The 12,535-nt window shown below is 45.8% G+C and carries 10 protein-coding genes; 4 read left to right on the forward strand and 6 right to left on the reverse strand.

Annotation, left to right across the window (positions count from 1 at the left end; genetic code table 11):
- Positions 1-11 precede the first annotated feature (11 nt).
- Positions 12-1,061 carry a ribosome small subunit-dependent GTPase A gene (rsgA, locus tag VJ374_RS03220; RefSeq protein ID WP_290775384.1) on the forward strand — a complete coding sequence of 350 codons (1,050 nt, stop codon included), beginning with the start codon at positions 12-14 and terminating at the stop codon, positions 1,059-1,061.
- A 72-nt stretch (positions 1,062-1,133) separates the two neighbouring features.
- Here rsgA and abc-f read toward each other — a convergent pair whose 3' ends face one another.
- The 4 genes from abc-f to pflB all read right to left on the reverse strand — a co-directional run bounded on the left by abc-f (position 1,134) and on the right by pflB (position 6,112).
- Positions 1,134-2,834, reverse strand: coding sequence for a ribosomal protection-like ABC-F family protein (gene abc-f / locus VJ374_RS03225; RefSeq protein ID WP_329470150.1), 1,701 nt, complete (start codon positions 2,832-2,834; stop codon positions 1,134-1,136).
- 20 nt (positions 2,835-2,854) lie between these two features.
- Positions 2,855-3,022 (reverse strand): hypothetical protein, encoded by a 168-nt coding sequence (locus VJ374_RS03230; RefSeq protein ID WP_156323181.1) that lies wholly within the window; start codon positions 3,020-3,022, stop codon positions 2,855-2,857.
- An 86-nt stretch (positions 3,023-3,108) separates the two neighbouring features.
- Entirely contained in the window at positions 3,109-3,828 is a 720-nt protein-coding gene (pflA, locus tag VJ374_RS03235) for a pyruvate formate-lyase-activating protein (protein ID WP_329470153.1), read from the reverse strand.
- 34 nt (positions 3,829-3,862) lie between these two features.
- Entirely contained in the window at positions 3,863-6,112 is a 2,250-nt protein-coding gene (gene pflB, locus VJ374_RS03240; RefSeq protein WP_329470154.1) for a formate C-acetyltransferase, read from the reverse strand.
- Between the two features lie 339 nt (positions 6,113-6,451).
- Between pflB and VJ374_RS03245 the strand changes: the two genes are divergently transcribed.
- Genes VJ374_RS03245 through VJ374_RS03255 form a run of 3 tightly spaced genes read left to right on the forward strand, consistent with a single transcriptional unit; the run spans position 6,452 to position 8,722 of the window.
- Positions 6,452-6,880, forward strand: a complete 429-nt coding sequence (locus VJ374_RS03245) for a hypothetical protein (protein WP_056063604.1) — start codon at positions 6,452-6,454, stop codon at positions 6,878-6,880.
- Between the two features lie 28 nt (positions 6,881-6,908).
- On the forward strand, positions 6,909-8,081 hold the full coding sequence (locus VJ374_RS03250) for a DEAD/DEAH box helicase (protein ID WP_035412637.1): 1,173 nt from the start codon (positions 6,909-6,911) through the stop codon (positions 8,079-8,081).
- A complete protein-coding gene (locus VJ374_RS03255) occupies positions 8,078-8,722 on the forward strand; it encodes a hypothetical protein (protein ID WP_035412639.1) in 645 nt (214 codons plus the stop codon). Before VJ374_RS03250 ends, VJ374_RS03255 begins: the two co-directional genes overlap by 4 nt.
- 54 nt (positions 8,723-8,776) lie before the next feature.
- Here VJ374_RS03255 and VJ374_RS03260 read toward each other — a convergent pair whose 3' ends face one another.
- Both VJ374_RS03260 and VJ374_RS03265 read right to left on the reverse strand, forming a co-directional pair.
- Entirely contained in the window at positions 8,777-10,564 is a 1,788-nt protein-coding gene (locus VJ374_RS03260) for a diguanylate cyclase domain-containing protein (RefSeq protein ID WP_308102385.1), read from the reverse strand.
- 10 nt (positions 10,565-10,574) lie between these two features.
- On the reverse strand, positions 10,575-12,407 hold the full coding sequence (locus tag VJ374_RS03265) for a GGDEF domain-containing protein (protein WP_329471014.1): 1,833 nt from the start codon (positions 12,405-12,407) through the stop codon (positions 10,575-10,577).
- Between the last annotated feature and the right edge of the window lie 128 nt (positions 12,408-12,535).

Here is a 12,535-nt window from a genome sequence, read left to right on the forward strand (position 1 = left end):
GAGGAAACCATTTGAACGAATGGGGTACACCACCTGTCTACGAAACGACAGGAACAGAACAACTGGGACGAATCACGGCCGTCTACCAAACGCATTATCGTGTCATGACGGACACAGGAGAATCACTTAGCGAACTGTCTGGTAAGCTGCGTTTTCAATCAGGAACGAAAGCTGAATTGCCAGCGGTTGGAGACTGGATCATTCAAACAGAGCGAGAGCCAGGCAAAGGACGAATCGAACGGGTCTTGCCACGGTCGTCTCAATTTTCCCGAAAAGCGGCAGGGACGGAGACCGAGGAACAAATTATCTGCGCGAATGTCGACGTTGCCTTGCTCGTCATGGCTTTTGGACATGACTTCAACGTCCGTCGACTGGAACGTTATTTAACGGTTGCTTGGGATGCAGGAGTGACACCAATCATCGTCCTAACGAAAAAAAGTTTGATGCCGTCGATCGAAATAGAACTGCAGGCTGTCGAAGCGATTGCGTTCGGAACACCAATCCTTGCCGTTGATTCTTTGACGGGTGACGGATTAGAGGAACTACGTGCCCAGTTACAAGTCAAGCAAACGATCGTGTTAGTCGGATCGTCCGGCGTTGGGAAGTCGACGCTCGTCAATGCTTTAGCTGGAGAACAGTTAATGGAGACGGGTGGCGTACGGGAAGACGATGAACGTGGACGTCACACGACGACACATCGCGAACTGAAACGACTGGCGAACGGTCTATTGCTTGTTGATACACCGGGGATGCGAGAATTGGCCTTATGGGATGGCAGTGACGGTTTATCGTCGACGTTTTCCGATATTGAGGAGCTTGCTGAAAACTGTCGTTTCCGAGACTGTGAACATGATAAGGAACCGGGATGTGCCGTTCGGATAGCTTTAGAAGATGGCACACTAACTGCTGAGCGCTGGAACAGCTTCGTCAAGCTAAAACGAGAAATCGCCTATGCGGAACGCAAGCAAAACGTGGCGTTGCAGGCGGCGGAGAAAGAAAAGTGGAAAAAAATCCACAAGCAGGCCCAAGCGCATACGAAAGTGAAGTATCAAAAGCGATAATACGATTGATATATGAAAAGCATCTGCAACGGAAAAAGGAGTCTCTTTTTCTATGCAGATGCTTTTTTCTCGTTATTCTTTTGAAAGTGATTCATTTGTTTCTGTATTGAACGGCACGTTACCCGTCAAAGCATCAAGACGATGTAGATCGGATTGAATCGCTTCAGGGTCACTTCGGCGCGCGTTTCGTACCGTGGCCGTTCCGACCGGATGATCGTTGAATCCAGTCGTTAAATCAAACGTCCGATTCGACAGCCGATCGGTAAAATAACGATCGTGAGAGACGAAGAGGAGCTCACCAGGGAAAACATCGAGGGCGGCTTCGATTTGTTCACGAGTCGCAAGGTCCAAATAGTTCGTTGGTTCATCGAGAATAAGCAAGTGAGCACCAGAAAAATACAGACGTAAGAAAGCGATCCGACATTTCTCACCCATACTGGCGTCGGAAATCGACCGGTAAACATCATCGCGACGGAATAAAAAGCAGGCGAGCAACGTCCGGGCGTCCGTTTCACTCATCGTGCCGTACTCAAGTAACGCCTCTAACAACGTACCGGATGTCGGTAAGTGGGAGAGGGCTTGTGAAAAATAGCCGGTCTTCAATCGAGGATGACGGATTACGTTCCCTTGATGAGGAGCATATTCGCCCTCGATGAGACGCAGTAAGGTCGTTTTCCCGCTTCCATTCGGTCCGATGACAGCAATTCGGTCACCACGTTCTACCGTAAACGAAACGTCGTTTAGGATCGGTTTCGTCTCATGCATGAATGAGACACGTTCGAACGAAATCAGTCGTTTCGCACGAATCGCTTCATGTTCGAATGCGACGTGAACAGTCGGTGCAACTTGTGGTTTTTGTACACGATCCTCGAGTAGACGCTCGAGTTGCTGCTCTTTTGCCTTGACCTTCGTCGCATGTTTAGCAGCCTTCTTTTTCGCATACGGATCGCGTTCACTCGCTTGATTCGAGGCTTTTTGATGCCATTGCCGGTATCCTTGAATTATGCGTGTCAGCTCTTTACGGGTGCGTTCTTGTTTTTCGTACGCTCGTTGTTGCGACAGAGCTTGATGTTCCTTTTGTTCTTTATAGGACTGATAGTTTCCGCTGTATCGCGTTGCCCCTGATTCGGATAATTCAATGACGGCATCAGCCGTTGCGTCGATGAAGAATCGTTCGTGTGAGACATAGAGAATCGAGGTCCGTGACATGTTGACCCATTCCGTGAGCCACTCGAGTGTCTCTTGATCCAGATGATTCGTCGGTTCATCGAGAATGATGAAATCAGGTCGTGATAGAAGCAGACAGGCAAGTTGGAGGCGCGTCTGTTCACCACCGCTTAAACTGGATGCTTTGTGTGTCCAGAGTGCTTCCTCTAATTTGACTTCTTTTAAGACGCGTGCTGCATCTGCTTCCAGCGAGAAGGCGTCCTGATCGATTGCTTGTTGATAAATCGTCAAGTCACCATTTATGGCATTAGCGCGAAGTTGATAACGAACCTCATCCGCTCGTTCGACGACATCAAGAACGGTGTGATCGCCCGCCACAAAGTGTTGTGATAGTAGACCGAGTTTTTTGAAATGACGCTTGATCGAACCGTCAGTCGGCTGAAGTTGGTCAGTGATTAAGTGTAACAATGTCGTTTTTCCGATGCCGTTCGGACCAATCAAAGCGACGTGTTCGCCAGTATGAATATGAAAGGAGACGTCCGAGAAAAGACGTCGTTCGTCGTAATCCATTGATAGGTGTTGGATCGTAAGTGTTTCAGTAGGCATAAAAGCAGCTCCTTTAGTGTTCATTTCCGATAAGATGAAATGAAAAACACACCATCCGAAGCGAGCGGATGGTGTGCCGGAGTGTAACTCAAAGAAGGCGATGACCAGAGGATGGTCACACCGAAAAAGAGCAGACTCGTAGCGTCAGACATCCGCAACTGCATTGCGAAAGAGATGATTTCATTCATCAAGCGACGTGTACGAGTGATTGCTTCATTTCGGTGTTGTACCTCCTGTTCATAATCTATGATGTCATTGTAACAAATTGGAAACGTTAACACAAGTACGATTCAAGTAGGGTTTGCGCAGCATCCGTTTCTTCTCGTGAAGGGGGAAGCACATCAGTTAACGGATAAGCAAGACCAAGGTTTTCCCACTTATAGACTCCAAGTTGATGATACGGCAGTACCTCGACGCGCTCGACGTTTCCGAGCGTCCGGATGAACTCGCCGGTCTGACGGAGGAAATGTTCCGACATCGTGATACCTGGAACTAGGACGTGGCGAATCCAGACGGGAATGTTTCGCTCGGCTAGGCGTTTTGCAAAGGCGAGTGTATTGGCGTTACTCCGTCCAGTCAAGACGCGACAAGCAGCATCGTCGATATGCTTGATATCGAGCAGAACCAGATCCGTCGCATCGAGGATCGCGTCGATGTTTTTCGGGACGACGGATCCCGCGGTATCGATGACCGTGTGCAGTCCATGGCGTTTTGCCTCTGTTAAAGCAGCCTCTAGGAACTCTGGCTGAGCGAGCGGTTCACCTCCAGAGAAGGTGATTCCGCCACCCGTTGCTTCGAAAAAGGATCGATAGCTGATCGCTTCTTTTACTACTTCGTCTGCTGAGACACGCTGTCCGCAACCGAACTCCCATGTATCCACGTTATGACAGTATTGACACCGTAGTGGACATCCTTGCGTAAAGACGATGAATCGAATGCCAGGACCATCGACTGTTCCACATGATTCAACGGAATGGATCATACCATAGGTCATCCTGCTCACTTCCTTTCACATACTACACATCATTTTAGAGAGAACCGTGGAACGTACGATTGATGACATCAATCTGTTGTTCACGCGTCAGTTTAATGAAGTTGACGGCATAACCGGATACCCGAATCGTTAACTGTGGATATTGTTCCGGATGCTCCATGGCATCAAGTAACGTCTCACGGTCAAAGACGTTGACATTCAAATGATGTCCTTTTGAAGTCGTACCGCCCATATATCCGTCAAGTAATCCGACCGTATTTCGAATACGTGTGGCTTCATCCTTACCAAGTGCTTTTGGCACGATCGAGAACGTGTAGGAGATACCATCGAGCGCATGTTCATATGGTAATTTTCCGACAGACGTCAAGGCGGCGACAGCACCACGGGTATCACGTCCATGCATCGGGTTAGCACCCGGTGCGAATGGTTCACCCGCACGGCGTCCGTCGGGTGTATTTCCTGTCTTTTTACCGTAGACAACGTTTGAAGTGATCGTCAGGACAGACTGTGTCGGGAGCGCATTGCGATACGTTGGATGTTTACGGATTTTCTCCATGAACAGCGTCACGAGATCAACCGCCATCTGATCGACCCGTTCATCGTTATTCCCGAACTTTGGAAACTCGCCTTCGATCTTGAAATCAACTGCAACCCCATCCGCATCTCGGATTGGACGAACTGTCGCATAACGGATGGCGGATAGACTATCAGCGACGACTGATAAACCAGCGATACCGCATGCCATCGTCCGTAAGATTTCCGGATCATGTAAAGCCATTTCAATCCGTTCGTAGCTGTACTTATCATGCATGTAGTGGATGACATTCAGTGTGTTGACGTACAGTTCCGCGAGCCAATCGAGTTGACGATCATAAGCCGCCATGACGGTTTCGTAATCGAGTACTTCATCGAGCATCAATGGTGTAGCTGGGGCGACTTGGATTTTGAGCTTCTCGTCCATTCCGCCATTGATCGTATAGAGTAATGCTTTTGCCAGGTTTGCTCGAGCACCGAAGAACTGCATCTGTTTCCCGATCTTCATCGCGGAGACACAACAAGCGATGCCGTAATCATCTCCATAAACCGGTAACATCAAATCATCGTTTTCATATTGAATCGAGCTTGAAACGATCGACATCTTCGCGCAAAATTCCTTGAATCCGCGTGGAAGCTGAGTAGACCAGAGAACGGTTAGATTCGGTTCCGGTGCCGGACCGAGTGTCGAGAGCGTGTGTAAGAAGCGGAATGAACTTTTCGTGACGTTTGATCGTCCATCTTCACTCATTCCACCGATTGATTCCGTTACCCACGTCGGATCACCTGAGAAGAGATCGTTGTAGTCTGGTGTCCGTAAGAACTTGACGATCCGAAGTTTCATGACGAAATGATCGACGAGCTCTTGTGCTGTCTCTTCCGTCAAGCGACCAGCCGCAAGATCACGTTCGACATAAATATCGAGGAACGTCGAGACGCGACCAAGTGACATGGCTGCCCCATTTTGCTCCTTGATGGCAGCAAGATAGGCAAGATAGACCCACTGGAATGCTTCTTGTGCTGTTTCTGCAGGGCGGGAGAGATCGAAACCATAGCGAGCTCCAAGCTCGGTCAATTCCGTTAATGCGCGCAACTGTTCATTCATCTCTTCACGGTCGCGAATCATCGATTCAGATAAGAACCCGCCACGTGCCTTTAAATCCTTCTTACGTTCTTCGATCAAGCGTGCCGTTCCGTACAAAGCAACACGACGATAGTCACCGATGATCCGTCCGCGTCCATAAGCATCAGGTAATCCGGTGATAATACCGGCTTTACGTGCGGCACGCATCTCAGGGGTATAGGCATCGAAAACCCCTTGGTTATGTGTCTTCCGGTACTCGCTGAAAGTTTTCGTGACGGTCTCGTCTGCTTCAAAGCCATACGCAGCTAAGGCATCATTCACCATCCGAATCCCGCCGTTCGGATGAATTGAACGTTTGAACGGTTCATCCGTCTGTAAGCCGACGATTTTTTCAAGAGAGGGATCAAGATACCCTGCATCATGCGAGAGGATCGTTGATGGTGTCTTGGCATCGACGGCAAACACACCACCACGTTGTCGTTCTTCATTTGTCAGCTGTAGAATTTGTTGCCAGAGCCGTTCCGTCGCTTGCGTCGGACCGACTAAAAAGTGATCATCTCCTGTATATTCCGTGCGATTGAGTCGAATGAAATCTGCAACATCGATTGTCTTGATCCATTCGCCAGACGTAAAGTTTGCCCAGAAACTCGTTTTTTCTAATAACATGGATACCACTCCTTTAAAATTGAGCTAATGATCAGTTCCTTATGTGAATAGTGTAACAAAAGGAGAAGGAGATTCCCTTTACGTTCATGTGAATATTTTAACAAGTGACCAAACGTTGATATGACGGGCTTTCTTTATTTCTGTACTTATGAAAGAGTGAAGATTAAAAAACAGGTGAAGCCTGGTAAATCAAGATTTTCACGAAACTGTATGAGCTGATTTGAAAAAGATCCACTAGCACAGTTGAAACTGTGAGGAATGTCACGTTACGGTATCTTGTGTTTTTACGACGTATCGTTGACAATGAAAAAGGGAATATAGAACGTGGAGGTGTGCCAAATGGAGTATGTGTCATTAACACAACAAGGAGATTATCAGTCGGGAGACTGGGTCTCACTGAAAATCGGATCGGAAGGTTCGACGCGAACTGGGATGATCACAGAATTTGAAGGTGATGGATTCTGGATTCGGTTTGAAGATGATTTTGATTATGAAGACTTTATCGGCTATGATGAATCGTACTGGATTGCGCTTGTTCGCCGTCCCGTGGACGTAAAAGCGACGTATGCCAGTCTTGCCGTGTATCCGGCACTCGCTGCAGAATTACAGGATCGTGTCATCCAAGGCTTCGAGATTTTAGAGGAAGAAGCTGGTGAAGGAGAAGTCCGGTTCCACATCCGATTGCTCGACGCAGGAAATGAATATACACAGACATTACGGGGATACCGTGATGCATCAGGAGATCATGTCGAATACGTAACGGCATGATGGAATTAAGAGAGTAGGAGAAATCGTTATGAACTTTACAAAACCATTTTTACAGGAAGCATGGGAACGGGCGCGCTTTACAGAGTTGATGCCTGTTCAAGAACAAGCGATTCCGTTGTTGCGCGAAGGAAAAGATGTCCTAGCTGAAGCGCCGACAGGAACAGGGAAGACGCTTGCTTATGTCATTCCAGCTTTAGAAAAGATTGAAGTGGAAGAGCCACACGTGCAAGTCGTCATCACGGCACCAACACGGGAACTCGTCATGCAAATTCATCAAGTCATTCAATTATTTGCTCAAGGAAGTGGTATCAAATCCGGTGCATTCATTGGTGGTGTTGAATTAAAGCGACAATATGAACGATTGAAGAAAAAGCCGCAAATCATCGTCGGAACACCGGGACGTCTCGTCGAGTTGATTGATTCGAAGAAGCTGAAGATGCATAAGGTGAAATTGATCGTTTTAGATGAAGCGGATCAAATTTATGAAAGTGGCATGAGTGACTCGGCGACGCGAATCGCAAATAGTGCGCTACGCGATCGACAACTGGCATTTGTCTCAGCGACATTGCCGGAACGGACAGCAGAATGGGGACGGACGCTTGCGAATGATCCTGAGACGATTCGTGTTGAGCGTGCCGTCAGCACACAAGTGACATTCGGTTATTTGGAGACTTCACGTCGTCAGAAACCGGAATTGTTACGTCGTCTGGCGAACATGCAAGGATCAAAAGTGCTGACATTCATCAACAATCGCTCATTCCTTGGACCATTGAATGGCGAGTTGAGTAAATTCTCACTGAAATACCGGATTTTAGATGCTGAAAAAGGAAAACGAGAGCGGATGGAGACCTTGCGTTCTTATAAAAAGGGAGAGTTTCCTTTACTCGTCACGACAGGTCTTGCGGCGCGTGGGCTTGATATCGAAGCGGTCACACACGTCGTCCATTACGATTTACCGGAGTCGCTTGACGATTTCGTACACCGTTCAGGTCGGACGGGACGCGGAAACGCAAACGGGATGGTACTTGCACTTGTCACGGATCAAGATTTAAAACACTTAAAAACACTTGCAAAGCAAATGGGCGTCGAGATGGAGCCAATGGAAATTTACCGCGGAGAAGTCATTCCGAAACGTGAATTCACAGCTCCTCAGACGATTAAGCGACCGGCTACTCCTCACCGGAAAGGGCGATCGAAATGAAGAACGATCGAAAAGTAATTCCATTTCCGACGACGGTTTCTGAAGCGGAAATGAATGCAGCCTTGAAGAAAATGTATCAGGAAGCAGCAACAGCACGCAGTACGGACTGGGTCGCTTTCATTGAAGAGATTGCGACAGAAGGACGTTGGTATTTAAAAGATGCTGAATTGTTCCGGGACTTATTCGTTGACTGGGCGATCTTCTATGAAACGGATGATCAAGGAAAAACACCGCACGGTCGTTTTCTCGAGCAGATAAAAGACGAGCTATCACCTAGTCTCTATCGCGCCTTGCGTGGATTAGCTGACCCGATGCCTTCGCTGTTTCAAGTCGATGCAGATGGTGTTGTTGATTTAATGTCGAAACAGACGTATCAAACGGATTTGGCTGAGATCGAAGTCGAACCGGGGGATCTGTTGATTGGGAAACTGCTCTATATTTCTGGGAAGTGGCGCTTTGCGATTGCCTACATGAAGGTAGCGCGCGCATTAGTACCAGAAGTCCTCGCTTTGTTGACGGACTTCGTGGATGAAGTGGGAGAAGACGCGTTACTTCGTCAATATCCAGAGTTTTGTGCGGAATTAATCGACTTGCTCCTCGATATCGAAGAAGGTAACATTGCACCAAGACCAGAAGAATAACTCAAAAAACCTAGGACACGTTGACTACAAAAAGTCATATGTCCTAGGTTTTTTTCATGGGTCCGCTCGATATAAAGCGACATCATTCTTATCCCGATGTTTCACGCGATACATGGCAAGATCGGCTTGCTTTAAACATGTTTCAAGATCGGCCTCATGACACGCTGTCACTCCGATGCTTGCGGAAACGAATAAAGATTGTCCTTTGTAGACATAGGGACGTCTTAAAAATTGTAAAAAGGATTTACATTTTCGGCGTAAGGAGAGTTCATCATCGGCTTGTAAAAGGATCGCGAATTCATCTCCACCGAGGCGATACACGGATTCCGAAGAACTTGTATGTTCGCTCAATCGCTTCGCAACTTCAATTAACACATAATCTCCTGCCTCGTGACCATACGTATCATTGACTTGCTTAAATCCATCTAAATCGACTAAGGCAAGATAATTCTTATCGGAGAGTCGATTTGAGAAATCTCGTTCTAAGGAACGACGGTTTCCGATATTAGTCAAAGCATCATGATAGGCATGGTATTCGATTCTCTTTTGACGAATTTTGCTTTCCGTGACATCATGTAAAATCGTGAATCGTCCCATCGAGGTAGCGGCAATTTGAATCGGAATATCAATGATTTCATAGCGTCGACTTTGTTCATCCTCATACTCATCAACGTTCGTTTCGAGCATTTCTAACAAATGACGCATCGTACGAGGAACATGTTCAATCGTCATATCTGACAAATGAAACAGACGTTGGGCAGCTAAATTCGCGTACAGCGCAGTGCCGGACTGATCGAGTCGAATCATCGGATCAGGATGACCGAGGAAGAGTGGAATGACCTGTTGTTCACTATCTTGGATTTGTTGTTTTCGATGTTCAATGCGTGAAGCGAGTTGTTCATTTCGTTCGTGTAATTGTGCGACAATCAACCCATGTTGACGGGCAATCAAGATTTGTCGAACGATTAGTAGGAATAATATGATAAAGATGTCGAGTTTTCCACCTTCTTGTTCCACCATGTAGTGGATGAACAAAGGGATGGCCAGTAAAGGAAGCCACGAACGGGGAATGACCGTCGTTCGAGCAGTTCCTTCTTCAATATGATCAACATGCCATAGAATAGCTGCGCTTTGCGCCAAACGAATCAATATCGGGAAGAACACCAGATAATTCGCTGAAAAATCAGGGAAGTAGACACTAGAGACTTCATAGATACCACGAATGAAAATGGATAAGAATAATAGAAATAAGGCCATCCGTGATACCCAATGTGTTTCTTGGATGAACGTAAAATAGAAAAAAACGAACAAACCGAGTGATGTGTTCGTAATGACGATGATGGCATAAGGAACAGTCTGAAGCCCAGGGTTCGTCAGTTCATTGAGGACATGGAATGCGACAAGTCCAATGAAAATGACGATAATCGCGGCATCAACGAAAGCAAGTACATGTTGTCCGAGTGTTCGTTTTGTGATGATTCGGTAAAAAATCGCGTATAAGAATACGTAATGGGATATTGAAAATAAAATCAGGCTATAAATAGATGGAATTGGAAAGTCTAAATAGACAAAACGTAACGTCTCAAAAATGGAACCGATATAGGATAAAACCAGTGATCCTAAAGCAATCAGCCAGAAATTTCGTCTGGGTACGACTAATATTTGTTCCTTACGATAAGCCGTAAGAATGAAGTAAGCGATCAACCCAAGTGATACATACTGAAGTACCTGTTCGACAATCCCATTAGAGATGGAAGGAGTCCATGTAGTAAGGATCATTAGAATAAAAGAGATGACGAGCATGGCAGGGAACCAACGGATGAAGTAGTTTGATTTAAGCACGGGATCCCTCCTAACGTTTGATGTGGACAGCGAACATATAGTTATTTTTCTCGTTCTTCTTGATCTGGTACATGGCTTCGTCTGCCCGAATCAATAACTGTTCTGAACTCTTACCGTCTTCAGGGTATAAGGAAATTCCGATAGATGGTGTGATACGAAGCGTATACGTGTTGATATAGAATGGATAATTTAGGATTTCGAGAACGTGTTCGGCAAACTGTCGAGTTTCCGAGGCAGATGCCTGAATGAAGATCAAGAATTCATCTCCACCAAGGCGTGCGACGAGATCAGTTGGCGTCGTCATTGATTGAAGACGCGTTGCTGTTTCTTGTAGCAGTAAATCACCGACATCATGTCCATAGGTGTCATTGATTTGTTTGAATCCGTCCAAATCTATGAATAATAAGGAGCCATAATCTAGCGTTGGCAGAGTTAGATAGAGTTGCTCCTCGAAGTAACGCCGGTTTGGTAAACGAGTGAGTGAGTCATGGTATCCCATACGTTCTAGCCATACTTCCTGTTGATAGTCTTCTGTGACATCCGCTAAGACGACGAAATAGCGTTGCTGATGTGGAATATCGATGATTGTCGTATTCAAAAAGGTTTCTGGATGTTCCTCCGTAGCAGGTACATGTAGGAGGTGAGCAGGATAGGTCGACTGCTTTTGTTGAAGCAACGGGATGAGCCGATCAAGTTGACGGCGTTGACTCGGTCCGAGCGGTAAATCATTCCATCCTGCTTCTGCAGCGGCTGGATTGACGGATCGAATTTGATACATGTCATCGATTTCAAAAACGATTTCTGGATAAGACAAAAAAAGTGACGTCAGTTCTTTTTCACGCAACTGTAGCAACTCTGTTTTTTGATGAACGATGTCTTCTAGATTCGTTTGTAATGCCGTTGTTTCCTGTAACAACCGAAGATTTTCCCGGTATGAAAAAAGCTGCCGTGTTAAAAATAATAAAAACGTAATACCAATAGACAACAAGAAGAAGGTTCGAGAGACAGGATAAAACGTAATATAAAGAATCAGCGCAGATAATAAGATGTAAACCAACAGTGAACGCGTAAGTGTCTCGACTCGAATGAGATTTGCTTGCTCCTCACGACTCATGGGAAGTGTACGTGTGTTCAAAAAGGCGATGAGGAACAGACCGCTAAGTGGATATAGCGGAAGCAATAGACCCGATATTTGCGGTTCACCGTTTAATAACAAGGTATAAAACACAAAGTTCGTCATGCCGAGAATGAATGTTCCGAGGACAAGAAAGATAAATCCTGATCGTGATACGTTCCGTCTTAACCCAGACGCATAGAGTAAAAAAAAGAAAAGCGTCAACAAAATTGTCAAGAAGGCATAAAATGTCCAACTGAGTTGCTCGAGTGTCGTTCGCGTATAAGAGGGAACAAAGCGGAAAATAGCGATATATCCAGCAATCATTGAAACAGCGAATAAAGTCAAGGAATCAAGAATCAATAACTTTTGTTTTTTGAATAATGTCAAATCTAATTGTCGGAAAAAGAAAAGGACCATCATTGTCAAATGAATCGTATAAGGTAAATCCAGCAAGACGTTCAAATTGACATCGTTCCATTGAAAGAAACGTCCAATCATATTCAGGAAATCGCCTAAAAAATAAGAGAAGAAAGCGATGGATAACCACTTGTACGGAAGGGAAGGTTGTTTGAAAGCCGTCGATCGACTAAATAAGAAAATCATGAAAGAACCGCTTAAACTAATAAGTGCCGAGAGTTGTAACGAAAGGTCTTGTGGCAATAGCCAGAGCAGTATGTAAGTAATGACTAAGTAGAATGCGACGATAGGGTAGATGTTTTGAACCATCCGTTTCACTAGAACTCCTCCTTTCGCAAGCCTTCCTCCAAAACGAAATATGCTATAACATTACCCGATATCTAATATGAATTCACATTTATTTTCATAATTAAAAATAAAAGTAAGAGATGTTTTCT

The sequence above is a fragment of the Exiguobacterium sp. 9-2 genome, from assembly GCF_036287235.1.
Classification (GTDB): Bacteria; Bacillota; Bacilli; order Exiguobacteriales; family Exiguobacteriaceae; genus Exiguobacterium_A.

Excerpts from the sequence above, each read along its gene's own strand:
- VJ374_RS03230 (WP_156323181.1), bottom strand. The coding sequence starts at position 3,022 with ATGAATGAAATCATCTCTTTCGCAATGCAGTTGCGGATGTCTGACGCT.
- abc-f (WP_329470150.1), bottom strand. The coding sequence starts at position 2,834 with ATGCCTACTGAAACACTTACGATCCAACACCTATCAATGGATTACGAC.
- pflB (WP_329470154.1), bottom strand. The coding sequence starts at position 6,112 with ATGTTATTAGAAAAAACGAGTTTCTGGGCAAACTTTACGTCTGGCGAA.
- VJ374_RS03250 (WP_035412637.1), top strand. The coding sequence starts at position 6,909 with ATGAACTTTACAAAACCATTTTTACAGGAAGCATGGGAACGGGCGCGC.
- VJ374_RS03265 (WP_329471014.1), bottom strand. The coding sequence starts at position 12,407 with ATGGTTCAAAACATCTACCCTATCGTCGCATTCTACTTAGTCATTACT.
- pflA (WP_329470153.1), bottom strand. The coding sequence starts at position 3,828 with ATGACCTATGGTATGATCCATTCCGTTGAATCATGTGGAACAGTCGAT.
- VJ374_RS03255 (WP_035412639.1), top strand. The coding sequence starts at position 8,078 with ATGAAGAACGATCGAAAAGTAATTCCATTTCCGACGACGGTTTCTGAA.
- VJ374_RS03245 (WP_056063604.1), top strand. The coding sequence starts at position 6,452 with ATGGAGTATGTGTCATTAACACAACAAGGAGATTATCAGTCGGGAGAC.